The sequence below is a fragment of the Paenirhodobacter populi genome, from assembly GCF_004022215.1.
Taxonomy (GTDB): Bacteria; Pseudomonadota; Alphaproteobacteria; order Rhodobacterales; family Rhodobacteraceae; genus Rhodobacter; species Rhodobacter populi.
In genome coordinates, this window is the sequence record NZ_SAUZ01000012.1 from 23,735 (window position 1) to 46,405 (window position 22,671).

21 protein-coding genes and 2 pseudogenes are annotated in these 22,671 nt (G+C 63.7%); 5 read left to right on the forward strand and 18 right to left on the reverse strand.

Translation table 11 applies throughout. From position 1 onward, the window contains the following. Positions 1-136: 136 nt before the first annotated feature. A pseudogene (locus D2T30_RS24320) lies at positions 137-418 on the forward strand (ISL3 family transposase); the annotation flags it as partial. A gap of 90 nt (positions 419-508) precedes the next feature. On the opposite strand, the gene D2T30_RS11025 reads toward D2T30_RS24320, so the two are convergent. From D2T30_RS11025 to D2T30_RS24100, 8 genes are all read right to left on the reverse strand, one after another. Beyond that, positions 509-1,555, reverse strand: a complete 1,047-nt coding sequence (locus D2T30_RS11025; protein WP_128208913.1) for a threonine aldolase family protein — start codon at positions 1,553-1,555, stop codon at positions 509-511. Positions 1,556-1,578: 23 nt separating this feature from the next. Continuing rightward, the gene (locus D2T30_RS11030) at positions 1,579-2,352 is read right to left on the reverse strand and encodes an amino acid ABC transporter ATP-binding protein (protein WP_277749556.1); all 774 of its coding nucleotides are present in this window, start codon (positions 2,350-2,352) and stop codon (positions 1,579-1,581) included. Further along, the gene (locus D2T30_RS11035; RefSeq protein ID WP_128208914.1) at positions 2,349-3,479 is read right to left on the reverse strand and encodes an amino acid ABC transporter permease; all 1,131 of its coding nucleotides are present in this window, start codon (positions 3,477-3,479) and stop codon (positions 2,349-2,351) included. Before D2T30_RS11035 ends, D2T30_RS11030 begins: the two co-directional genes overlap by 4 nt. 5 nt (positions 3,480-3,484) lie before the next feature. Then, on the reverse strand, positions 3,485-4,603 hold the full coding sequence (locus D2T30_RS11040) for an amino acid ABC transporter permease (RefSeq protein ID WP_164884284.1): 1,119 nt from the start codon (positions 4,601-4,603) through the stop codon (positions 3,485-3,487). Positions 4,604-4,723: 120 nt separating this feature from the next. Beyond that, the gene (locus D2T30_RS11045) at positions 4,724-5,740 is read right to left on the reverse strand and encodes an amino acid ABC transporter substrate-binding protein (RefSeq protein ID WP_128208916.1); all 1,017 of its coding nucleotides are present in this window, start codon (positions 5,738-5,740) and stop codon (positions 4,724-4,726) included. Further along, positions 5,737-6,444 carry a GntR family transcriptional regulator gene (locus D2T30_RS11050; RefSeq protein WP_128208917.1) on the reverse strand — a complete coding sequence of 236 codons (708 nt, stop codon included), beginning with the start codon at positions 6,442-6,444 and terminating at the stop codon, positions 5,737-5,739. Before D2T30_RS11050 ends, D2T30_RS11045 begins: the two co-directional genes overlap by 4 nt. A gap of 392 nt (positions 6,445-6,836) precedes the next feature. Then, on the reverse strand, positions 6,837-7,370 hold the full coding sequence (locus tag D2T30_RS11055) for a hypothetical protein (protein ID WP_206612919.1): 534 nt from the start codon (positions 7,368-7,370) through the stop codon (positions 6,837-6,839). Continuing rightward, a complete protein-coding gene (locus D2T30_RS24100) occupies positions 7,309-7,617 on the reverse strand; it encodes a recombinase zinc ribbon domain-containing protein (RefSeq protein WP_206612920.1) in 309 nt (102 codons plus the stop codon). Before D2T30_RS24100 ends, D2T30_RS11055 begins: the two co-directional genes overlap by 62 nt. An 18-nt stretch (positions 7,618-7,635) precedes the next feature. Between D2T30_RS24100 and D2T30_RS11060 the strand changes: the two are divergent. Then, positions 7,636-8,118, forward strand: a pseudogene (locus tag D2T30_RS11060) (type IV secretion system protein); the annotation flags it as partial. Positions 8,119-8,223: 105 nt separating this feature from the next. Here the strand turns inward: D2T30_RS11060 and D2T30_RS11065 are convergent. The 9 genes from D2T30_RS11065 to D2T30_RS11105 form a co-directional block, all read right to left on the reverse strand. After that, the gene (locus D2T30_RS11065; protein ID WP_128208918.1) at positions 8,224-9,177 is read right to left on the reverse strand and encodes an XdhC family protein; all 954 of its coding nucleotides are present in this window, start codon (positions 9,175-9,177) and stop codon (positions 8,224-8,226) included. A gap of 27 nt (positions 9,178-9,204) precedes the next feature. Next, positions 9,205-9,813 (reverse strand): flavin reductase family protein, encoded by a 609-nt coding sequence (locus tag D2T30_RS11070; RefSeq protein WP_128208919.1) that lies wholly within the window; start codon positions 9,811-9,813, stop codon positions 9,205-9,207. 28 nt (positions 9,814-9,841) lie between these two features. After that, a complete protein-coding gene (locus D2T30_RS11075) occupies positions 9,842-11,122 on the reverse strand; it encodes a solute carrier family 23 protein (RefSeq protein WP_128181748.1) in 1,281 nt (426 codons plus the stop codon). 25 nt (positions 11,123-11,147) lie between these two features. After that, entirely contained in the window at positions 11,148-11,780 is a 633-nt protein-coding gene (locus D2T30_RS11080; protein WP_128208920.1) for an isochorismatase family protein, read from the reverse strand. Between the two features lie 62 nt (positions 11,781-11,842). After that, positions 11,843-12,874 carry a M29 family metallopeptidase gene (locus D2T30_RS11085; protein WP_128208921.1) on the reverse strand — a complete coding sequence of 344 codons (1,032 nt, stop codon included), beginning with the start codon at positions 12,872-12,874 and terminating at the stop codon, positions 11,843-11,845. Between the two features lie 45 nt (positions 12,875-12,919). Beyond that, entirely contained in the window at positions 12,920-13,693 is a 774-nt protein-coding gene (locus tag D2T30_RS11090; protein ID WP_277749557.1) for an alpha/beta fold hydrolase, read from the reverse strand. Positions 13,694-13,703: 10 nt separating this feature from the next. Then, complete coding sequence (locus D2T30_RS11095; protein WP_449295449.1) at positions 13,704-14,453, reverse strand: maleate cis-trans isomerase family protein; 750 nt, start codon at positions 14,451-14,453, stop codon at positions 13,704-13,706. A gap of 114 nt (positions 14,454-14,567) precedes the next feature. After that, positions 14,568-15,257, reverse strand: a complete 690-nt coding sequence (locus D2T30_RS11100; RefSeq protein ID WP_128181740.1) for a TetR/AcrR family transcriptional regulator — start codon at positions 15,255-15,257, stop codon at positions 14,568-14,570. A 37-nt stretch (positions 15,258-15,294) separates the two neighbouring features. Beyond that, positions 15,295-15,729, reverse strand: coding sequence for a MarR family winged helix-turn-helix transcriptional regulator (locus D2T30_RS11105; RefSeq protein WP_128181738.1), 435 nt, complete (start codon positions 15,727-15,729; stop codon positions 15,295-15,297). A gap of 306 nt (positions 15,730-16,035) precedes the next feature. On the opposite strand from D2T30_RS11105, the gene D2T30_RS11110 reads away from it, so the two are divergent. The 3 genes from D2T30_RS11110 (at position 16,036) to D2T30_RS11120 (ending at position 21,319) form a co-directional block, all read left to right on the forward strand. Next, positions 16,036-16,539, forward strand: a complete 504-nt coding sequence (locus tag D2T30_RS11110) for a (2Fe-2S)-binding protein (RefSeq protein ID WP_128208923.1) — start codon at positions 16,036-16,038, stop codon at positions 16,537-16,539. Then, the gene (locus D2T30_RS11115; protein WP_128208924.1) at positions 16,532-20,011 is read left to right on the forward strand and encodes a molybdopterin cofactor-binding domain-containing protein; all 3,480 of its coding nucleotides are present in this window, start codon (positions 16,532-16,534) and stop codon (positions 20,009-20,011) included. The genes D2T30_RS11110 and D2T30_RS11115 overlap by 8 nt, the downstream gene beginning before the upstream one ends. Before the next feature lie 159 nt (positions 20,012-20,170). Next, the gene (locus tag D2T30_RS11120; protein WP_128208925.1) at positions 20,171-21,319 is read left to right on the forward strand and encodes an FAD-dependent monooxygenase; all 1,149 of its coding nucleotides are present in this window, start codon (positions 20,171-20,173) and stop codon (positions 21,317-21,319) included. A 30-nt stretch (positions 21,320-21,349) separates the two neighbouring features. Here D2T30_RS11120 and D2T30_RS11125 read toward each other — a convergent pair whose 3' ends face one another. Further along, positions 21,350-22,624 carry a hypothetical protein gene (locus D2T30_RS11125; protein ID WP_128208926.1) on the reverse strand — a complete coding sequence of 425 codons (1,275 nt, stop codon included), beginning with the start codon at positions 22,622-22,624 and terminating at the stop codon, positions 21,350-21,352. Between the last annotated feature and the right edge of the window lie 47 nt (positions 22,625-22,671).

The window sequence follows — 22,671 nt, forward strand, 5'->3', positions numbered from 1 at the left end:
GTTGACGCAACGGCACAAGGACCAGTTGGCGACGAGTTCGCGGGGCCAATTGTGGGCGGGCGGTGACGGCCCCGGACACAGGGCGACAGCTTTTCCAGGTTCTGCTCGGCCATGCCAAGCTGACAACCGCGGCTCAAACCGGGCTGGCAAGTCACCGCCCGCGCGCAGGATTGCGCGGCTCCTGACCATTGGTCGGGATCACCTCTCCAGAGCCGATGCGGTTCAGGTCGCGCGGATCGAAGCGGCGTTACCGGCCTTGGCCGCCGCCCGAGTGCTCACCGGCCGGTTCACGGACATGGTGCGCAACGGCCGCAAGGATGTCCTGGCCGACTGGCTCGACGAGGCGGAAGACAGCATGATCGCCTCTTTTGCCCGTGGCCTCCGCAGCGACTGCGCTGCCGTTGCAAATCTGGCTCGTCCAGACCCGGGTCGACGGTCGCAGCGTCCGGCGCTCCCGCGGAGTGGCATCCAGCCTGACACGGCATGCGGCCCGGATCTGGCGCGAATTTTACCGGATAAGTCTTAGCAGCGTTTCCCGTGCGAGATCTGCAGCGCGGGCGACCTGGGCAGTGCTGACATCGAGATGGGTCACGACACGGATGCGTTTCGGGCCTTCGACATTGACCCGGACGCCGCTCTCCAGAAGGGCGGCAGCAAAGGTCGGGGCCGTCACGTCAAGCTCGGAAAGGTCAAGGAACACGATATTCGTGAAACCGCTCTCTGGCGTGACCTTCAATCCGCTCACGTCCCGCAGGACCGTTGCGAAATGCTCGGCGTTACGGTGATCGTCGGCGAGGCGTTCGATATTGTGGTCGAAGGCGAAGAGGCCAGCGGCCGCCATGAAGCCGGATTGGCGCATGGCGCCGCCCAGGCGGTGCTTCCAGATCAGGGCTTCGGCAATGAAGTCCTCTGACCCGGCAAGCACTGCGCCAAAGGGACAGCCAAGACCTTTTGAGAGGTCGACCCAGACGCTGTCGCACAGGCTTGCGAAGGCGCGCGCAGGCAGGCCTGCTGACACCGAAGCGTTGAACAAACGCGCTCCATCCATGTGAAGCGCCATGTCGCGCTCATGTGCAAGAGTAGCGAGGTCTTGAAGTGCGGCCACGGGCCAGACGCGTCCGCCACCGCGGTTCGTGGTTTGCTCGACCTCGATCACCCGGCTGCGGGGCGAGCGGTGACGTGGCTCGCGGATCAGCGGTAGAGCATCATCGGCGGTGAAAATACCCGTTGAACTGGAGATCGGGCGGAACTGCGCACCGGCCAACGCCGCCGCCCCCGCGCCCTCAGAGCCGAATACGTGCGCGCTGTCGGCGCAGATGATCTCGTCGCCCGGCCGACAATGCACCAGGAAAGAGATCTGGTTGCACATCGTGCCTGAGGGCAGGAACAGCGCCTTTTCTTGGCCCAAAAGCTCCGCCGCGCGAATCTCCAACGCTAAGGTGGTGGGGTCTTCATAACGCTGTTCGTCACCGGTTTCTGCCGCACACATCGCCGCCAGCATCTCTGCGCCCGGGCGGGTTGAGGTGTCAGAGATCAGGTCAATTTCGACTGTCATATCAGATCAGTTCTTTCCGTTAGTCAGGCCGCATGGCCAATCTGGCGCACAAAATTACGCGCGCGTTCGGTGTGAGGCGTGGTGAAGAACACCTCTGGCGGCGCGGCTTCGAGGATCTGCCCCTTATCCATGAAGACGACCAGATCGGCGACATTGCGCGCGAATGTCATCTCATGGGTGACGACGATCATGGATTGACCGTCGCTCGCCAGCTCCTCCATCACCTCAAGTACTTCTTGCACCATCTCGGGATCAAGCGCCGAAGTGGGCTCATCGAACAGGATCACCTGAGGCCGCATCATCAGTGTGCGCGCGATCGCCACGCGCTGCTGCTGCCCGCCCGAAAGCTGGCCTGGATACTTAAGAGCCTGATCGCCAAGCCGGACGCGCTCCAGCAACGCGCGGGCGCGTGCGCTGGCCTCGATTTCGGATTCGCGCAGGACGCTGCGCGGCCCGAGGGTGAGGTTTTCCAGTACGGTCATATGCGGAAACAGATTGAAGTGTTGAAACACCATGCCGGTCATCCGCCGGATCTCGCGCAGGTGCGCGGAGGAGCCGTCAAGCGCGACACCACCTACTTCGAGCGATCCCTCCGCGAAGCTTTCAAGCCCGTTAATGCATCGGATCAGCGTAGATTTTCCCGATCCCGAAGGGCCGCACAGGACGATCTTTTCCCCTGCGCCGAGCCTCAAAGAAACGTCGCGCAATGCGTGATGTTGACCATACCATTTGTTCAGATGCCGGATGACAATAGCAGGTTCAGGCATGGCGGCGGTGGACTGAGGTTGCGTTGTCATTTTCCTGCCCTCCTGAGGCGCGACAAGCTTTCTCGCTCAAGAGAACGTCCATAAAGCGACAGCCCCGAGCAGATCACGAAGTAAAGGAGGAAGACGAAGAGATAACCTTCGATCGAGTATTTCACCCATTCGGGGTCCTGAAGCGCGCTTTTCGTCGCTCCAAGGATATCCCATAGGCCAAGAATGGCGAAGAAGGTGGTGTTCTTGAAAGACCGCACGATGTCGTTGAACAGCGAGGGCAGGGCGGAGGCGATGGCCTGCGGCAAGATCACCTTCAGCAGCCGTTGGCGATAGCTAAGCCCGAGCGCCTGCGCAGCTTCATCCTGACCGAGCGGCAAGGTCTGCAGCCCGCCACGGATGGTTTCGGCAGCATAGGCTGCAAAGAAGATGATCATGCCGATCTCGGCGCGCACGAGTTTGTCGACGTTCAATTGCGGGGGCAGGAACAGCGGCATGATGAGAGCCGCAAAGAACAGCACCACCAGCAGCGGGAAACCGCGTGTCACCTCGATGACCGCAGTGCAAAGCGCCGAAAAGATCGGCAGTCGGGAGCGACGTCCAAGGGCCAGAAGGATGCCGAGCGGCAGCCCGCCCGCTATGGTGCCACCAAAGATCATGAAGCTGAGCGGAAGCCCGCCCCATTGATCTGTGCCCACGTAGGTCATGCCAAAGATGCCGCCTCGCATCAGAATGATCGAGACGATGAAGATCGCGATCCAGCCGATGATCTTCGTCAACGCCGGCACGCGGCGAAAGATGGAGACGCCCGCCCAGACCAGCCAAAGCGCGATCAGAACCACGCCGCGCCATTGTTCAGCATAGGGAAAAGCGCCAAACAGGATGACCGGATATTTCGCGCCGATCACCGCCCAGCAGGCGCCTGCGCCTGGCTTGGCACAGGCGGCAGAACCCCCGGGCGCGGTCCAGACCGCGTCGACAATCGCCCATTTCAATGCGAACCAGGCGAAAACCAGCAGCAGCGCGCCGCCGATCAGAGTGATGAGCGTCGAGAAAGTGGAACCGAAAAGCGCGCCGGTCAGCGCCCTTACGCGATTTTCTTGCGCGGGGGGAGGGCGGATGGCGTCGCTTGCGGGAAGCTCGATTCCAGAGGTCAGAATATGGGTCATCGAGATCACCGCGACGGATATTGGACGAAACGGTTGAAGGCTGCACCCGCGGCGCCGATGGCGAGCGAGAGCGCCAGATAGATCAGTGCCATGATGGTCAGCACCTCGATCGTGCGGCCGCTATAGGTGAGGGCGGTGTTTGAGATGCTGAACAGTTCTGGATAACCCACCGCCACGCCAAGCGACGAATTCTTTAACAAGCTGATGAACTGCGCGGTCAGGGGCGGGATGATCATGCGCAGCGCCTGCGGGACGATGATCCGGAACATCGTCTGGCTCTCCGTCAGGCCGATGGTGCGCGCAGCCTCAATTTGCCCGGCGTCGACGCCCTGAATGCCGCCGCGAACGATTTCCGCGATGAAGGCGGCGATATAGAAGGAGAGGCCGAAATAAATAGCGGTGAACTCTGGCGGTAGAGTGACGCCGCCCGAGAAGTTAAAGCGGCCAAGAGAGGGTATGCTCCATTCCATCGGTGCCCCGCGAAGGGCCCAGACGGCGAGGGGCGGGCCGAGCGCGCAAAGCGCCGCGACGATCACGCTTTTGGGCCAGCGGGCTTCGGGGGCGAAGCTGCGGGCGGTGTGGCGGAGAATCAGCAGGGCGAGAAGACCGAGTATCAGGGCAAGCGCGCTCAGTCCGGCGGTTTTCCCATCGATCGGGGCGGGTACGGTCAGCCCGCGGTTCGAGACGAAAGCCGCCCCGCCCAAAGAGATCGCCTCACGCGCGACGGGCATGGCGGCAAAAGCGGTGTACCAGAACACGATCTGAAGCAGCTGCGGCGTGTTGCGGAACAGGTAGACGTAGGCCTGCGCGACGCCGCTTGGGATCGGGTTCTTCGCGAGGGACATCGCGCCGATTACCCCACCCAGAAGGGTGGCGGTGACGATCGATGCAGCCGACATCACCAGCGTATTGCCGACACCGACGGCAAACGCCTTCAGATAGCTGTCCGAGGGCGTGAAATTGAAAAAGCCCGCGCCCATCGAAAAGGACGTCGAGGTGGTCAGAAAGCCGAAGCCCGAGGTCATACCTTGCGCTTCAAGTGCCGCGCGTGCATTCAGGCCCATCCAGACAATCATCCAGATCACGGTGGCGACCAGTGCGATTTGCCAAAGAAGCGCACGCACTCCGCCCTCCATCAAACGGGCGAAACGAGGGGGAGAAGCTTGTGGGGGCATCTGTCGGGCCTTTGCGAATAGAATGATCTGCCCGCCGGGGCGGGCAGACCTGGCGGGTTTGTCAGGAAATCAGAGCGGCGGGGCGTAAAGCAGGCCTCCGTCCGTGTAGATCGCATTGAGACCGCGTTCGAGCTTCAGAGGCGAGTCCTTGCCCACATTGCGATCGAAGAACTCGCCGTAGTTGCCGACCTGTTTGATGACGTTATAGGCCCAGTCTTTCGACAGTCCGAGGCCTTCGCCGCCAGCATCGTCAACGCCAAGCAGACGTCGGATGGCGGGATCGTCGCTGGACTGGCGCAGGTCGTCGACATTGGCCGAGGTGACGCCGCTTTCTTCCGCCTGGAACAGTGTGAAGACCGTCCATTGAACGATGTCGCGCCATTGTCCGTCATCCTGGCGCACGATTGGGCCCTCCGGGTCTTTGCCAAAAAGCTCGGGCAGGATCACGTAATCATCAGGGTTCGGCGCGACCGAAGCGCGGATCGAGCTGAGCCCGGCTGAGGATTGGACCGAGACGTCGCAACGACCGCCAAAGAAGGCGGTGTTGATCTCGTTCTGGTCTTCCAAAACGACCGGCTTCAGCGCGATGCTGTATTTCCGCTGAATATCGGCGATCACCCGTTCAGAGGTCGAACCGGGGCGCACGCAGACGGTGGCGCTGTCAAGGTCTTTGACGCTCGAAACGCCGAGCGCTTTGGCGACCATCAGGCCCTGACCGTCGTAAAAGGTGGGGGCCACGAAATCGAGCCCAAGATCGGTGTCGCGGGCGCGCGTCCAGGTGGTATTGGCCGCGGTCATGTCGACCTCGCCGGTCTGCAGCGCGGTCAGTCGCGTCTGGTTGGTGGTCTTAAGGAACTGCACTTTCGACGCATCGCCGAAGACGGCGGCGGCGACGGCGCGGCAGGTGTCGACGTCAAGGCCCTCCCATTTACCTTCCGCGGTGACCGATGAAAAACCCGGCCGCGCGCCGTTGACCGCGCATTTTACGACGCCCTGAGCTTTTACATTGTCAAGCGTGCCGGCGTTCGATCCGGAGGAGAAGGCTCCGGTAACCGCGAGGGCGGCGAGGATGAATTTTGCGTTCATGATTTGGTTTCCACTCCACTGTTCGTGTCTTTTGACCCGGCCTCGGCACCGTGTTTTTGCGCCTCGAGGGCTAATCTCAGCTTCAGCCCGCGGGCCAGATGCTCGCGCATGCGCTCGGCGGCAAGGGGGGCGTCCCGGGCCTCCACCGCCTCATAGACGCTGATATGCTCCTGCAGCGTCTCGACGATTTGCTGATCGGAGAAATATCGAGGCAGGCTGAAGGCAAGGCGGAAGCGGTTGCGGAAGAGCCGGATCGCTTCCGCGAGCGCGGGGTTGCCTGCGGCGTTGACCAGTTCTTCGTGAAATTCTTCGCCCGCGTCATCGATTTCCGCCGGGCTGAAGCTGCCTCGTGCATGTAACATAACCCTTAACTTCGTACCGATATTAGCGAAAGAGCGCTGCATGGCTCGGGCGGCCGCGTCGGCGGCTGCGGCGCATTCAAGCACCTCGCGCACTCTGTAGATATGGACGATGTCGTCTGAGATGAGGGTGCGCACGAAGGTGCCACGAGCGGGGCGAACCTCAACGACGCCTTCTTGCTCGAGCTGGCGCAACGCTTCGCGCACCGGCATCCGGCCTATACTGAACTGTTCGGCCAAGCCACGCTCGGACAGCGGTTCCGAGGGGTCGAAGCCCGAGGAGAAGATCAGGTCGATGAGCAGAGCGTAGGCACGCTCTCGCTGGAATTGATGTGAGTTCGTCATGAAAAATATCTGGCAGACCGGTATACCAGTTGGCCACGGAAAAATGGCAGTAGACCGTGAATGATCGATCTATTGAGATGCGGGTGAGGATATTGTGGGCATGTGATGAAAAAACAGGCTTAAGATGACGGCGTCACGCTAAAGAATTACGGAGAAAACTGCAGCTGCCGTTGGCTTGCCAGTTTAATACACCTGCAGCGAGTTCCGGGGCGCCGATGAAGATGTCCGACTAGCTCTGGCGTACTCCATCGCCGTGCGAATAGCCGTTCGTAGTTCTTCCTCAGTCATTGGTGGGCCCAGATCACGACGAGGACGAGATAGACATCTTTCCGGCCGGCTCGTCTGGTGACGCGCTGTCGTCTAAGGCATAGAAGCTGGGTTTACGGGTTACCCTACACTGCTATGCGCAATACTCCGCCAGGAGCTGCTATTTCCATCTGGAGCAGCATGGAGTGATAATTGGGGCTAAGTCGCAATTTTAGATGGTTGCGTACCCCCGCAACCACCGATTCAGACATTCCCGTCGCACCAGCGGCGGGTTTTGTCGTTTTGGACGTCTTTCCAATCGCTTGCCGCTCGGTCCATTCGAGGATCGTGCGTAACTCGCCATGCAATGTGGCGTAGATTTCCCCGCGTTCCGGCCCCAGCGTCAGCACGATCTTCTCGATCAGCATCCGCAAGGCTTCTGCTGCCTGCGGCCGTTCGTCGGGTCGGGCCAGCGCTCCGACGAGAACCGTGACCTTCTTCGCATAGACCGCCGATGCGCTCGGCAGGATGTCCGGCCCATCATCCGGCCCATCGGCCAAAAGCTCCGCCAGTTCCTTCTTGCGCTCTTCCAGCGCCATCATCTCGCCCTTCATGCTCTCATGGAACATGCCGGCCTTGATCGCCTCGATGATACCCCTGATCTGCTTCTCGACCTTCACCAGTTCCGCCTTCCATGCGTCGCCGTTCGAGCAGCCGGTTGGTCTCCTCGGCATAGGCGCGCATCGCCTCGGCCGCGACCTCGGGCGTCATCATCCGGTCCTTGAGGCCGGCCAGCACGCGGCTCTCCAGCTCCTCGCGCGCAATGCCGAGGCTGTTGGTGCAGGTGCCCTCGCCGATATGGTTCGAGCAGGCGAAGCGGTCTGCGCCGCGCAGCGAGTAGGGGCCACCGCAGCAGCTGCAGAACACCAGACCCGACAGAAGCGACTTCGGCCGCCACGCGCCGTTCAGCCGGTTCTTCCTGTGATGCGCGCGGACGGCCTAGGTGGCGCGCGTCCCTTGCTCGACGCGATGTCGCCCCTGATGGCCTGGATCGCAGTCTTCGAGAACCTGATCCAGATCGTCTACCTTTTGTTTGCCTGGGCACTGGTCATCCCCGCCTTCTTCATTCTGGCGATCCAGTTCTTCGTGACGCTGATCGAGTTCAAGTGGAGCACGCCCGCCGGCTTTGTGCTGATTCCCTTCTTCGGCAAGATCGCCTTCATAGCTGAGCGTGTGCTTGGCAACGTGATTTCCAGCGGCATCAAGGTCCTGGTGCTCGCCGTCATCATCGGCATCGGCTCGACGCTGTTCAGTCAGTTCACGCACCCGACACAGAAGCCGGTCGAGGCGCTGATGCCACTGATCCGGGTCTTCTCATTATCGCTATTGCGCCGACGCGCGGAATCTCCCTGCAGTGCGTTTGCGTGAGGACACTGACAGGCCTCGATACACCACCGCCGGACCGGATCGACACCCAACCCATCATCAATGCCGGTAGAAGCACCTGGTTTCCTGATGTGGTCCGATCCGCACTCAGAGTCCGCAGGTTCCCGATCGTCCCACCGCCTCGGCCAAGACTTCGGCCAACACCGAAACCGCCAGCGTACGGGGGTCGCGCGTCGATGGGATGAGACCGATGGGGCCGCGCAGCCGCAGGCAGTCCGCTTCGGTCATGCCCGTAGCGCGCAGCCCGGCGATCCGGCGTTCGGCAGTGCGGCGGCTACCCTGTGCGCCGATGTAGAAGGCGGGACCCGCAAGCGCTGCCCGCAGGATCCCGGGTTCCAGGTCATGGTCGTGGAAGAACAGCACTACCGCAGTGTTCGGGTCCTGATCGAATGTCACGGCCCCCGGCCGCAGCGGCCGCAGTTGCAGCCGGGCCACGGGGGCGGGCATCTCGTTCTCGGTGGTTACCAGAAGCGTGTCGTAGCCGGCCCCCGCCGTCATCTGTGCGAAGGCCCGCGCCTCCGGGCCCTTGCCGAAGACGGCAAAGCGGATATCGGGTTCGACATGCAGGTGCATCAGACATTCGAGGTCCGCAGATGCGTTGGATACGGGGCCTTCCGGCGTCAACCGCAGATCGAGCGGGGTCCGGGCCTCGAGAGCTTCCAGCAACTTCCCGAGCGGACGCCGTACCGGCACGATCAGCACCTCGAGACCGCCGCCGCAGGGCAGTTGCAGATCCATGAAGGCCGAGCCGCGGCCGTAGCGCAACACTTTCCAGCCTCCCGTCGCCGCGACCTCCTGCGCATGCAGGGCGATGTCGGCGTCGATACAACCCGAGGACAGGTTTCCTGCCACCGTTCCGTCTGCGCCCAACACCATTGCCGCTCCTGCGGGGCGATAGGATGGTCCCGCGACCTCACGGATAACCGCAAGCGCTACCGGTTTTTCCACCGCATTGAGCGGCAGGTCGGCGGCCCGGATCACCACCGGCGCATCCGGACGCGGTTTGCGGGTCTCGGGGGTGGAATGCGATGCCGTGGCCATGACGAAGCCTTTCCTTGATCCTTCCGTTTAGAGTTTCGGCCGCTTCATCCGGAAAACGCTGTCGATTGACGCGAAATCCGAATAGCCGAGGCGGGTCAGCGGCCGGTATCGGGTAACATCGAAACGGCCTTCTTCGGTGATGCAGTCGTCCCGCAGATGAAACGCCTCGATCCGCGCGACGACAAGATGGTTGTCCGCACCCTCAAGCACGATGTGCTGCGTCAGCACACATTCGAGCGCTGCGGGCGCATCGGCCAGCCGCACTCCGTCGATCGCCCGGCAGGGGGCTGTCGGCAGGCCGAGATGCGCGGCCTCATCGGTGTCGCGCGGGAAGGCGGCCGACGAGGCATTGAGCGCTTCACGATCCTCGTATCCGGCAATGTTGACACAGAAGACGCCGGTTTCAAGGATGTTCGCAAGGCTGTCCTTGCCGAACGCGCGGTCGGGCTTGCCACCGATCGAGGCAAGCACCAGTTGAGGTGGTGCATAGGCCACCGCGTTGAAGAAGGAGTAGGGCGCAAGATTGTGGCCCCCCTTGCCGTCGTGGCTGGTGACCCAGGCGATCGGTCGTGGCGACACGATGGCGGTGAGCGGATCGGGCACCAGCCCGGATCCGTCGCGTGTCAGCCAGAACATCGCGCAACCTTCCTCATGGCGGGGCGGGTCATGCCTTGTCCCGCCCGATGCTGAGAAGCTGGTAGACGATCAGCGCCGCGAAGGTCGCCGTGCCGATGCCGCCGAGAACGAAGCTGCCGAAGCTGAGGGTGAAGCTGCCGGAACCGAAGACCAGTGTGATCCCCACCGTGAACAGGTTGCGCGGCTCCGAGAAGTCGACGTGATTGTCGACGAAGAGCCGGATCATCGCCGCGGCGATCAGCCCGAAGACCGCGACCGCCAGTCCGCCCAGCACCGGGGCCGGGATAGTGTGCAGCAGGGCGCCGAACTTGGGTGAAAAACCAAGCAGGATCGCCACCAGCGCCGCCACCACGAAGACCAGCGTCGAGAACACGCGCGTCACCGCCATCACCCCCATGTTTTCCACATAGGTGGTGACGCCCGTTCCGCCGCCCGAGCCAGAGACCATCGTCGCGATCCCATCGCCGATGAAGCCACGTCCGATGTAGCGGTCCATGTTTTCGCCGGTCATGGCGCTGATCGCCTTGATATGGCCGAGGTTTTCGGCGACGAGGATGATCGCCACCGGCGCGATGAGCGACATCGCGGTCAGGTTGAACTCGGGGCTGTGGAAAGTCGGCATCCCGAACCACGGTGCGACCGCCAGCGCGCCGAAGTCGATTGGCGGCAGAAGGCCCATGCCATTGCCGAGGATCAGCACCGCGACATAGCCGACCGCGATCCCGATCAGGATCGAGATCCGCCGCAGTACTGTTGGTGCGTAGGTCGAGACGACAGCGACCGCCAGCAGCGTCAGCATCGCGACGAAGACATGCGGTCCGGTGCCCTGGCTGCCCTGCACCGCGACGGGGGCAAGGTTCAGCCCGATCGCCGCGCCGATGGCGCCGGTCACGGCGGGGGGCATCAGCTTTTCGATCCAGCCGGTGCCGGTTGCGGTAACGACAAGCCCGATCAGCACGTAAAGCGCGCCGGCGGCGATGATCCCGCCAAGCGCCGGCCCGATATTGGTGTTCACGCCGGTTCCCGCATACCCCGTCACAGCGATCACCACCGCGATGAACGAGAAGGACGAGCCGAGATAGCTTGGCACCCGCCCGGCGGTGAGCACGAAGAAGATCAAGGTCCCGATCCCCGAAAACAGGATCGCGAGATTCGGATCGAACCCCATCAACAGCGGCCCAAGGATGGTCGAACCCGACATCGCCACCAGATGCTGGATGCCCATCGGGATCGTCGCACCCCAGGACAGGCGCTCGTCAGGCATGACCGCCGGTGTGCTCGCGCGTGGCCAGCTTGGAAAATAGCTCATGCGGACCTCCAGTCCCTTGGCGCCATCACGCCCGCGGCGCGAGCGTTTCGATCCAGTTCAGGATTTCGGCCGTGTCGGTGACATCGGCGTATTTCTGGTTCATGTCGTACAGGTTCGCCTCATGCGGGGCCGCCGCACGATCCGCGCAGCCGTCGCGCGGCACCAGCACGTTGAACCCCGATTGCACCGCATCGACCACCGTCGCCCGCACGCAGCCCGAAGTTGTTGCCCCCGTAACGATGAGCGTATCCACTCCCGCGCCGGTCAGCAGCGCGGCGAGGGTCGAGCCGAAGAACGACGAGGCCCCCTTTTTCGTCACCACCACATCCTCGGGCCGGATGCCGGTCGCGGCGTCGATCTCGACGAGGCGGGTGCCCTCGATCAGCGCGGCCATACCCGCCGCCTTCTTCAGCCAGGGCAGCTTGTCGATTTCTCCCGGGTGATAGGCGATGGTCGAGAAGATCACCGGAAAGCCGCGTGAACGCAGCGCGTCGCAGATCCGCCGGGTGTTGGCCATCTGAACGGAAGCGTCCGAGGCGGTTGGGTATTGCAGGTCGGTGAAGCCATAAGAAAAGTCGACGACGATGATCGCCGGCCGGGTGCCGCGCGGCACCGATTGTCCGAAGCCCGCGGCGGCATAGGTCTGTTCCTGGGACATGACTGTTCCTCGGTAGATGGAAAAGGTCCCGCGCCGGGCGGCGCGGGAACAGTCAGGGGAAATCAGGCGCGGTCCATCTGGATGTCTTTGACGACGATGTCGCCGTCGATGACCACCGGCTCGTCATCGAGGAAAAGCGAGCAGTTGCGCATCGGGATATCGAGATGACAGGGCGTGTCGTTCGGCCCGCCCAGTTCGTTGTTCGGCCCGGTCGAGAACATCACGTTGCCGTAGAAGCTGCGCGGCTCCATGCCCATGCCGCCGGGGAATTCGCCGGGGACGAAATTGTGCCACTTCGCATTCGGGTTCATGCCCCAGCCGACGTGGCTCATCCCGAAGCCGCGCTTGTCGTTGAAGGCGGCCATGTAGGATTTCACCAGTTCCGCATCGAGCCCGCCGCGGATGTCGGTCACCCAGCCCTTTTCGATCGTATAGGTGATCGGCTCGCGCACGTAGATGTTCTGCGGCAACAGGATGTCGCCCGGCGCGACGACGATCTGGCCGTCGACCCCGTCGTCGTCCCCGCCCGTGAAGACGAACCCCGAGGGCCAGTGATCCCAGCGGCCGGGGGTGTCGGTGCAGGCGTATTCCGGCACCGTCGGATAGGTATTGAGCTTGTAGGTCACGTCGGTGCCGTGCGGCGAGGTGATGCGCATCACCTTGGCCTTGTCGAGCATCGCGGCCGCGATCTCGACCTTTTCGCGCAGTTCGGGATAGGGCAGCATCCGCGCCAGAAGGGCGGGCGGCTCGACCGCCGTCAGGATCCGGGTCCCGGCCGCCTGAATTGCGAACTGCTCGGGCGAGAACAGCAGGAAGATGCAGTCGATAAGCATGTCGCAGTTTTTCAGCGCCTCGACCGCGTCCGGCATGGCCGCAAGGCCGGTGACGCCGACCGACCAGCCCGCCGTGGGCAGCGGCGCGGGCAGGCGCATGTGATACATTTTCGCGCCCAGACGTTGTCCTGCCGCCATGAATGCATCTGCATAGTCGAGCCGGTCGTTGCCCTGGGTCAGCACGATCAGCTTTTCGCCCTCGTGCACCCCTGACATCTTGAGCTGGTGCAGGCAGATTTCCGTGAAACTTGCGTGGTCCATTTCTGTTTCCCTGTCAGAGCCGCCCGAACGGCGGCGATTGTCGGTTCAGGCGGTGAAATCCAGGACGGCGGCGAGGAATCCCTCAAGGTCGTCCCACGGGATCATGTGGCCCGCGCCTTCGACCTTGCGGATCTCCAGCTGGGGCATGAGGGATTTCATCTCGTCGGCGTCTTCCGGCAGAACCACCGTCGCGCCGCCCGCGATGACAAGACGGGCAGGCAGCCGGATCTGCGGCATGTCGGCATGGATATCATCGGTGGCAAAGCCGTCGAAGGCGATGCGGATCGCCCCCCATTGGCAGGTGTGCAGCCATTCCGCGCGCAGGGCGACCTGTTCCTCGGTCCAGGTCGGGCAGAACCTGCGCATCTCCTCGACGCCGCAGCCCTTCTGGGCGACGCGGATCGAGTCGCCATACCAGGGCCAGTTCGCCGGGTAGGAGCGTCGCCCCGGTCCCGACATCGGTGGATCGACGAGGATCAGCCCCGAGATCGGCTCCGGCGTCTTTCGCGCCGCGCGGATCGCGGTGCGGGCGCCCATCGAATGTCCCAGCACGACGGGACGGTTCATCCGCTCGGCCAGTGCGATCACGTCATCGGCCATAGCATCGAGTGTATAGTCGAGGTCGCCAGCCTCGCTCAGTCCGCGGCCCCGCACATCGAGGATGTGGACGTCGAACCCTTCGGCCAGCCGTTCGCCGACGAAGCCCCAGGTGATCGCGGGCGAGGTGATGCCGGGTATCAGCAGCAGCTCGGGTCCCTGTCCGGGGTAGCGGATCAGGTGCTGGCGGATACCGTTCGCGTGGATGTTGTAGCCTTGCATCATCGTCTCCTCAGTAAGCGCCCGACAACAGCGCGCCGCCGCCCGGCACACGGGTCGGCAGGCCGAGCGCGTTCAGCATCGACCAGGTTGTCGCGATGGCGGCGGTCAGCACTGGCTTGCCGGTGATCGCCTCGACCGTCGCAACCGCGGGCAATGACGGCATCTGCACACAGGCCGACAGCACGATCACATCCGCTTCGGCAAAGTTCATCGTTCTGACGATGCCGGGCAGGTTCATCGGGTCATGCGCTGCAACTGCCAGATTGTCCTGGATTTCCAGCGCACGGCTGTCCACCACCTCGAATCCCTCATGCGCGATGTAGTCGAAGACCATCTGTGCGAGCGGCTTCATGTAGGGTGCGACGACGGCGATCTTTTTCGCGCCCATCGCCTTGAGTGCCTCGATCAGCGCGCCGGCGGAATTGACCACCGCCCCATCGGAGCCGTTACCGCGCACCACCCCGGTCAGCCGCTCCTGCGAGGCACGGTGATAGCCGAGCCCCATCGACATGATCGCAACGAGGCAGGCATACCCCATCACGTCGACTTTGGCGTCCGACAGTTCCAGTGCGCAGCGGTCCGAGGCGGCATCCATCGACGACAGCTCTTCCTTCGTCACGTGCTTCATCCGCATCCGCGCCGCGTGGAAGGTGAACCGTTCGGGCGCGACCGTCTCGCGCAGGCGCAGGAGCGCCGGGATCTCGGTCTCCATAGTGACGTTCGAGCTGGGGACGATCTGGCCGATTCGATAGGTCTTCATGAATATTCCCGCTTCTGCATGCTTCTGCGGTAATTTAATCACCTGAATAATTGCAATCCGGAACCTGCATGCGAAAAAAGATTTCCGCCGGATACATCATAGGTGCACAAATATTCAGCTCGCGCGCATCCCGGCCGCCAAAAAGGCGACGAGTTCTTCAAGCATCCGGTCCTTGCCCAGATCGACGACATGGCCTTCGGTGATGTCGCCCAATCGGCCCAGATCGTTGAGCATGAACATGTAGGTGCCGACGAGGAAGGAAAAGCGGATGCTGACCCTGTCGCGGGGAATACCGGGCAGGCAGCGGCTGAGCACCTCCACGTAGCGATGCACCGAGGAATCATAGACCTCGCGGCGCAGGCGCAGCGCGTGTTCCTCGGGTTCGGAATGCAGGCGCGCCTGCAGCCGCACGAAGGCGGCGCCGTTCGCACCGCTGTATTTCATCGCCCATTGCGGCAGCAGATAGGCATGCAGCACCTGTTCGACCGTGGGCGCGGGTGTAGCCATGAGGAGTTCATCAAGAAATTCATGCCGACGCGCCGAGATCAGCCCCCCGCGGCGGCGGAACACCTCGTCGAACAGTTCTTCCTTGGAACCAAAATAGTAGCGGATCAGCGCCTGATTGACACCCGCCCGCTCGGCGATGTCGCGGGTGCGCGCGCCGGCGAAGCCGGTCTCGGCAAAGGCCAATTCGGCCTGATCCAGAATCAAATCGCGCAGATCACCGGCATCCTTCGGGCGGCCGGGCCGGCGGCGCGGCTCTGCCAACGGATCCTGAGGGGGCTTTGCAGGCGTATCGGTCATGGAGGCTCGGGCCTTCTTGTGGGCGGTCCCGGCTGGATCAGGAAATCTTCTTCAGAAGCCGCACCAGTGTTTCCTGTTCCGTGGGGCTGAGCGGGGCGAGCGTCTCGCGGGTGATTTCCCTCATCACTGGCAGGATACCGGCGAGTAGCGCGCGCCCTTCTTCGGTGGTCGAAAGAGTGTATCGGCGCTTGTCGGTAGGGTCGGGTTCGGTGCGGATCAGGTTGCGGGCCTGCAACCGGGCGACGACGCCCTTGGTCGTGGCCGCATCCATGGCCACCATCCGGCCAAGCGCGTTTTGCGAAACCGGGCCGGGTTCCGTTGCCAGCCGGTAAAGCGTCGAGAACTGCATCGATGTCAGCCCTCCCGGCATCATGCCCGACAGGATCGTCAGATGGCGCTGGTTGGCCTTGCGCAAGAGAAACCCGACCTGTTCGTCGAGCCGGTAGTCCTGCGATGCCAGATCGGACGCCATGCGTTTCTCCGTCGGGTTGAGGTTGTGTTCGTGGCGGCCGGGCTTGCATGGGCGAGCCCGCTTCGGGCCGACAATGGAAAGCGGGAACGGCAGGGTCAATGCCTGCCGGGGGTGAATTTCGACTTCGGCCATCATTTGTGCACAAGTGACGTTTTCACGTTACAAATTCAGCGTCTGGCCCGCAGATAAGATGTAACTGTCAAAAATCATTTGTGTGCACTCAATTCCCCGAATTGGATCGGGGCATCCCGATGACAGACCCGACCGGCTCGGTCCGGAGGCATTCAGGCAAGGATCGGCGCAAGGATGCGGCAGACAGTGGATACCCGGTTACGATTCACACTCAACGGGGCTGAAGTCTCCCTTGATGCGGCGGCGGAACGGACGCTTCTTGATGTATTGCGCAGCGATTTCGGGCTCAACGGGCCAAAGTATGGCTGCGGGATGGCGCAATGCGGTGCCTGCACGGTGCTGGTCGATGGCGCACCGGCGCGGTCTTGTGTCCTGCGCGCGGCGCGGGTTTCGGGGCGGCGCGTGACCACGCTTGAAGGTCTGGCCGATCCGGATACCGGGGCACTGCATCCCGTGCAGCGTGCCTTCATCGAGATGCAGGGTGCACAATGCGGCTATTGCTTGAACGGCATGGTGATGACTGCGGTGGCATTGCTCGCGCGTGAGCCTGCTCCCGACCGCGCCCGTATCCGCGAGGCACTGCGTGACAACCTGTGCCGGTGTGGCACCCATGTGGAGATCATCGCCTCGGTCGAGCGGGCCTCGGCGCTGATCGCGCAGGACAAGCCCAATGCCTGAGCCCGTGCACGAGCCGGCGCCCGGCATGATTTCGGTGCGCGACATCGTCAAAGGCGTCGAGGCGACCTTCGTCCAGATCGATGAGACGGGCACCGCGACGGCCTTCAACGGCCATGTCGATCTGGGCACCGGCATCAGCACGGCACTCAGCCAGATCGTCGCGGAGGAGTTGGATCTGACGCTCGATCAGGTGCAGGTAGTGCTGGGCGATACCCGACTGACGCCGGATCAGGGGCCGACCATCGCCTCGGAGACGATCCAGGTTGCGGCGCATCCGCTGCGCCGGGCGGCGGCACAACTGCGGCTGTTCCTGATCGGGCGCGCGGCGCAGATGCTCAATGCCGATGCCGCGCGGCTCGAGGTGCATGCGGGGGTCGTGCGGTCGGAGACTGACGAGATAACCTACGGCGCACTTGTGGCGGGGCTCGACGTAGTGATGCGGCTTGATCCGGATGTGCCGGTGAAGGACCCGTCGGACTATCGCATCGTCGGGCGCCGCACCGGGCGTATCGACCTGCCCGACAAGGTGACTGGCCGCTTCGGTTACATCCAGGATGTGCGCGTGCCCGGGATGCTGCATGGTCATGTGGTGCGCCCGCCCTATGCCGGGCGCGACAGCGGCCCCTTCATCGGCCACAGCCTGATCGGCTACGACGAGGCGGCGGTGCGCGACATGCCCGGCTTTGTCGCGGTGGTGCGCGAGGCGGATTTCCTCGGCGTCGTCGCGCAGACCGAGCATCAGGCCCGCGCCATCGCCGAGGCCTTGCCCGTCCACTGGCGCCAGCCGCCGAACCTGCCGCCGATGGGCGATCTGCGCCATGCGATCAAGACCTTTCCCTCGACGCCGCGGGTGCTCGACACGACGGGCGATTTCGATCGGGCGATCGCGGACTGTGGCATCCGGCTCGAACGGCATTACGTCTGGCCCTATCACGAACACGGCTCGATCGGGCCGTCCTGCGCGGTGGCCGACTGGAACGGCGGCGCCCCGATTTTGTGGAGCGGGACGCAGAACCCGCACATGCTGCGCGCTGACATGGCCCAGCTTCTGGGCCTTCCCCCTGAAGTGATCGATGTGCGCCGTCTGCAGGCGGCAGGCTGTTACGGGCGTAATTGCGCCGATGATGTCTGCGGTGATGCCCTGCTGATGGCGCGGGCGGTAGGGGTACCGGTGCGGGTGCAACTGACCCGCGAACAGGAACATCTGTGGGAACCCAAAGGCGCGGCGCAGCTGATGGAGGTGTCGGGCGGTATCGCCGCAGATGGCGATATCGGCGCTTACCGTCTCGACAGCTGGTATCCCTCGAACCGCGGTCCGAACCTCGCGCTCCTGCTGACCGGGCTGATCACGCCCGAGCCGCGCCCCGCCGACATGGGTGATCGCACGATCATTCCGCCCTACCGTATTCCGAACAAGCACATCACTGTGCACGATATGGCGCCGATCGTGCGGGCGGCGTGGATGCGCGGGGTATCGGCCCTGCCGAACACCTTTGCGCATGAAAGCTTCGTCGATGAACTGGCCTTCGAGGCGGGCGAGGACCCCGTCGCCTTCCGGCTGCGCCATCTCGATGATCCGCGCGTGCGTGAACTGGTCCTTCGCACCGCGGAAGAGGGCGGCTGGGCCGAGCGGACCGGGCCTCGGATGCGGCGCGAAGGCCGAATGGCCTATGGTCAGGGCTTTGCCTATGCGACCTACGTCCATGGCACATTCCCCGGCACTGCGGCAGCGTCCTCAGCCTGGGTCTGTGACGTCGCGGTGGATACCGAAACCGGCGAGGTCACCCTGTCGCGGGTTTTCGTCGGGCAGGATCAGGGGCTGGTCATCAACCCGGACGGCGTGCTCGCGCAGATCCGCGGCAATGTCATTCAGACCGCAAGCCGGACACTGCGCGAAGAGGTGACGTTCGATTCCATCGCGCCTCTGCCGAAAAGCTGGGCGGGGTATCCGATTCAAACCTTCGACGAGGTGCCCGAGATCGCGACCATGCTGGTCGAGCGGCCGGGCGACCCGGCGCTTGGTGTCGGGGAAAGCGCTGCGGTGCCTGCCGCCGCGGCCATCGCCAATGCGATCTTCGATGCAACGGGGGTGCGGCTGCGCGAGGCACCCTTTACCCCCGAAAAGATCCGCAGCGCCCTTGCCGCGCAACAAGGGGGTGTCGCTTTGCCGCCTCCGCCAGATGGGGCGCCCGGCCGGCTCGCCCGGCTTTTCGGGCGCGGCCGGCTCGCGGCGGCCTTCGGGGCGATCGGCGGGGCACTGACACTCGGCGCGGTGTCCCTGCCGATCCATTCCGTCATTCCGGCGAGCCGTGCGCCCGCGGCCGAGACCTTCTCTGCCGAGACGATCGAGCGCGGTCGACAGGTCTTTGCCGCAGGTGATTGCACGGTGTGCCATACCGCGCCGGGAGGTTTGCCGAATACCGGCGGCCGGGCGATGGAAACGCCGTTCGGCACGGTCTATTCGACCAATCTGACCGCCGATCCGGAAACCGGACTGGGCAACTGGTCCTATGCAGCTTTCGATCGCGCCATGCGCCACGGCATCAGCCGTGACGGCAAGAACCTGTATCCGGTCTTTCCCTACACCGCCTTCGCCAAGATCGACGAGGGCGACATGATGGCGCTGTATGCCTATCTGCAGACGCTGACGCCGATCTCGGCCCCCACACCGCAGGCCGCCATGCTGGCGCCGGTCAATCTGCGCGCCGTGAATGCCGGCTGGAACCTGCTGTTTCACGACGCGCGGCCGTTCAGCCCCGATCCGGCGCGGTCGGATGACTGGAACCGGGGGCGCTACCTGGTCGAAGGGGCCGGGCATTGCAGCGCCTGCCATAGTCCCCGCAACGCGCTGGGCGCCGAGAAGGGCGGCGCTGCGGCGCTGACGGGGGCGATGGTCGATGGCTGGTGGGCTCCGCCTCTGGCCGGCGCCGCAGCCGGAGCCCGGGGCTGGACCCGCGATACGCTTTACGCCTATCTGCGCGATGGTCATGCCCCCGGCATCGCCAGCGCGGCAGGCCCGATGGTCGAGGTCATCCACAGCGCCCAAGGGCTGCCCGATGCCGATATCGCGGCGATGGCCACCTATCTTGCCACGCTGGCGGAACCCGGTCCGGTGGCGGCGCCCGTTTCGGCGCCGGTCGCGACGCCGCCGGTGGGCGAAGGCGCGCGCCTGTTCCGTGCTGCCTGCGCAAGCTGCCATGAGCCGGGCCTCGCCGATGGCTTCACCGCCGCGCAGGTGCCGCTTGCGAAATCCATGGTGCTGCGGGCGCCGGAATCGGGACCGTTGCGCACCCTGCTGCGCGAAGGGATCGCCGCGCCGCTCGATCTGCCGCTGCGGGACATGCCGAGCTTTGAGGGCCAGTTCAGCCCGGCCCAGACCGATGAGCTGATCACCTGGCTGCGGGCGCGCTATGTGCCGGATCTGCCCGCCTGGAGTGACACGCCAGCGGCCGAAGTTGCGGCGGGCCGCTGATCATGGACGGATCACTTTGCAGGCAATCCGCATCACATGCCGCTCTGCCTGCTCGTTTTTTGTTCGTGTACATGCAAAATATGCTGCTGAAATGCATTTTTCAATGCGCGATATCATTTGTGTGCTAATGATAATTCATCTCGAACAAGGAAGTCGGACATGACGGATATTGAAACGGTAGACATTGCCGTTATCGGCGCCGGGTTGGGCGGCGCGGCGGCGGCGGCGCTTTTGCGTAATGCGGGCTTTTCGGTCCATAGCTTTGAGCAGGCGGATGAATTCCAGCGTGTCGGTGCCGGCATCCATATCGGCCCGAACGTGATGAAGATCTTCCGCTCCCTCGGGCTTGAGGACCGGCTGGCCGAGATCGGCTCGCATCCCTCGCACTGGTTCTCGCGCGATGGGCGGAGCGGCGAATATCTGTCCCGCATCGAGCTGGGCGATTTCGCGGTGAAGGAATACGGTGCGCCCTATATCACCATTCATCGCGGCGACATGCACGTTACGCAATTGTCGGTCCTGCCGCCCGAGACACTGCATTTCGGCTATCGTCTGACGGATCTGGAAGAGCGCGACGACGACGTGCTGCTCAGCTTTGCGAACGGCCGGCAGGTGTCAGCGAAACTGGTGGTCGGGGCGGACGGCATCGGCTCGGTGATCCGCGAAAAGCTGCTCGGGCCGGAGCGTCCGCGTTTTTCCGGATGGGTCGGGCATCGGGCGCTGGTGGACATGGACAAGCTGCGGGCGACGGGGCTTGAATACGAACGTTGTGTCAAGTGGTGGTGGGAACATTCGCGCCACATCATGGCCTATGCGACGAAGAACGACGGCTCGGAATATTATTACGTTACCGGCGTTCCGGTCGATGGCTGGAACCACGAGAGCAGCTATGTCGACAGCTCGCGCGAGGAGATGGAGGCGATCTTTGGCGACAACGCCCATCCGATGGTCAAGGGGCTGATCGACGCCACGACCGAGGTCACGAAATGGCCGTTCTGGAACCGCGATCCGATGCCGCTGTGGAGCCGTGGCCGGTTGGTGATGCTGGGCGACGCCTGCCATCCGATGCGCCCGCACATGGCGCAGGGCGCTGGCATGGCGATCGAGGATGCGACGATCCTGACCCGGGCGCTTTCGCTGACGGGTGAGGCGGATTACAAGACCGCGTTCGGGATCTACGAACGCACCCGGCGCGAGCGCGCGACCAAAGTGCAGACGATCTCGAACGCGAATACCTGGCTCAAGGAACCCGAGGATCCGGCCTGGGTCTATGCCTATGATCCGATCCGGGCCGAACTGGTCGGTTGAACTTCTGGCCCGCCCTTCGGGGCGGGCCGTTCATATTTTCGGCGCGGCAAGCAACCACAGCCCGAAGACCGTGTAGGCCACCATGAGCGTGGCGAGGGGAAGCTGGCTCAGCACCGCACGGCGAGGATCGGGCAGGGCGCGCATTGCCACGGCATGGGCAATGGCGATGCCGACGATATGGCCAAGCGTGATCACCCCGGTCTGAAAGGCCCAGACCAGTGCGACCCGTGCCGGATCCGAGAACATCGAGGCGCTGACATGGTAATGCGCTGTGCCGAACAGATCCCATCCGCGCACCAGCGGGTCCGAGGCGATGCGCCACAGATATTGGCCATCCATGATCAGCCGCACGGTGAAATGCGCGGCATGGAACACCACGAGGATCGGCAGCAGCGACACCACCAGTCTGGCCGCAAGGCCCGGAATTCGGACACCGGCGAGTGCTTCGCCCGCACGCACTGTCCCAAGATAGAGGATCGACAGCACTGCCCAGGCCCCCAGGAGGCCGATGGTATTTGCTTCTTCGACTTCTGAACGTCCGGGAAATTCGAGCGGATTGACCCCGATCACGGTGAGCCAGCGGAAGGTGTCTGCCAATCCGTCGAAGCTCGCGCTGGACAGGGCAAGCAGGACGAAGGCGGTTTCACCGCGGTCGGGCGGCGGTTCTTCGGACGCTCGCGCCCCGGGCAAGGTCAGCGTCAGGCGTCCGTGTCCGTCACGGCCGAAGGGGGACAACCGCCCCAGAAGCCGGAAGAAAAGTCCAAGCGGCTCGGCCCGCCCGAACCAGCTGGACCCGAACAGCGCCATAGCGATCAGATTGGCCGCCCAATAGACGGCGAGGTAGATCGCCAGCCTTTCCGGATCCATGTTGTAGGGCGAGATGAGGTCGATCCAGGCGAAGATCAGGAATTGCCCACAGGCGATCCAGCCCGCCACACCCTCGGGAAGCGCGAAACGCGGCCGGTTGCCGATCAGCGCCAGCAGCCCCGTCCACGGATTGCACCACGGCCAGGGGTTGCCGAATACCGCGGCGAACAGTGACATGCAGATCCAGCCCAGTGTCCAGACCCCATAACCGATCGGATTGCTCAGCGGATCGTCGGGACCGGTGCGGCCGATCCAGATCAGCATCAGCACGAACAACGTTGACAGGACCGAGACCGGCGTTTCAGGAAGTGCCGGCATCCGCAGCGGTAGCATCAGCCGCGGGCTTTTCAGCCGGGGCGCGATGGCAAGAAGCAGGGCCGAGGCCGCGACGGCTGCAGCCGCGCCGACCATCGTATTGCCGGTGGGTAGCAGAAGCACCAGGCCGCCACTTGCCTCATGTGCGGCGGCAGGCGGGGCAGGGCAGA

Bases quoted from the DNA above. Each gene is read 5' to 3' on its own strand.
- D2T30_RS11030 (WP_277749556.1), bottom strand. From the start codon at position 2,352: ATGACAACGCAACCTCAGTCCACCGCCGCCATGCCTGAACCTGCTATT.
- D2T30_RS11045 (WP_128208916.1), bottom strand. From the start codon at position 5,740: ATGAACGCAAAATTCATCCTCGCCGCCCTCGCGGTTACCGGAGCCTTC.
- D2T30_RS11115 (WP_128208924.1), top strand. From the start codon at position 16,532: ATGCCTGAGCCCGTGCACGAGCCGGCGCCCGGCATGATTTCGGTGCGC.
- D2T30_RS11035 (WP_128208914.1), bottom strand. From the start codon at position 3,479: ATGACCCATATTCTGACCTCTGGAATCGAGCTTCCCGCAAGCGACGCC.
- D2T30_RS11050 (WP_128208917.1), bottom strand. From the start codon at position 6,444: ATGACGAACTCACATCAATTCCAGCGAGAGCGTGCCTACGCTCTGCTC.
- D2T30_RS11085 (WP_128208921.1), bottom strand. From the start codon at position 12,874: ATGGACCACGCAAGTTTCACGGAAATCTGCCTGCACCAGCTCAAGATG.
- D2T30_RS11100 (WP_128181740.1), bottom strand. From the start codon at position 15,257: ATGACCGATACGCCTGCAAAGCCCCCTCAGGATCCGTTGGCAGAGCCG.
- D2T30_RS11090 (WP_277749557.1), bottom strand. From the start codon at position 13,693: ATGCAAGGCTACAACATCCACGCGAACGGTATCCGCCAGCACCTGATC.
- D2T30_RS11065 (WP_128208918.1), bottom strand. From the start codon at position 9,177: ATGGCCACGGCATCGCATTCCACCCCCGAGACCCGCAAACCGCGTCCG.
- D2T30_RS11075 (WP_128181748.1), bottom strand. From the start codon at position 11,122: ATGAGCTATTTTCCAAGCTGGCCACGCGCGAGCACACCGGCGGTCATG.
- D2T30_RS11120 (WP_128208925.1), top strand. From the start codon at position 20,171: ATGACGGATATTGAAACGGTAGACATTGCCGTTATCGGCGCCGGGTTG.
- D2T30_RS11105 (WP_128181738.1), bottom strand. From the start codon at position 15,729: ATGGCGTCCGATCTGGCATCGCAGGACTACCGGCTCGACGAACAGGTC.
- D2T30_RS11080 (WP_128208920.1), bottom strand. From the start codon at position 11,780: ATGTCCCAGGAACAGACCTATGCCGCCGCGGGCTTCGGACAATCGGTG.
- D2T30_RS11070 (WP_128208919.1), bottom strand. From the start codon at position 9,813: ATGTTCTGGCTGACACGCGACGGATCCGGGCTGGTGCCCGATCCGCTC.
- D2T30_RS11110 (WP_128208923.1), top strand. From the start codon at position 16,036: ATGCGGCAGACAGTGGATACCCGGTTACGATTCACACTCAACGGGGCT.
- D2T30_RS11025 (WP_128208913.1), bottom strand. From the start codon at position 1,555: ATGACAGTCGAAATTGACCTGATCTCTGACACCTCAACCCGCCCGGGC.
- D2T30_RS11095 (WP_449295449.1), bottom strand. From the start codon at position 14,453: ATGAAGACCTATCGAATCGGCCAGATCGTCCCCAGCTCGAACGTCACT.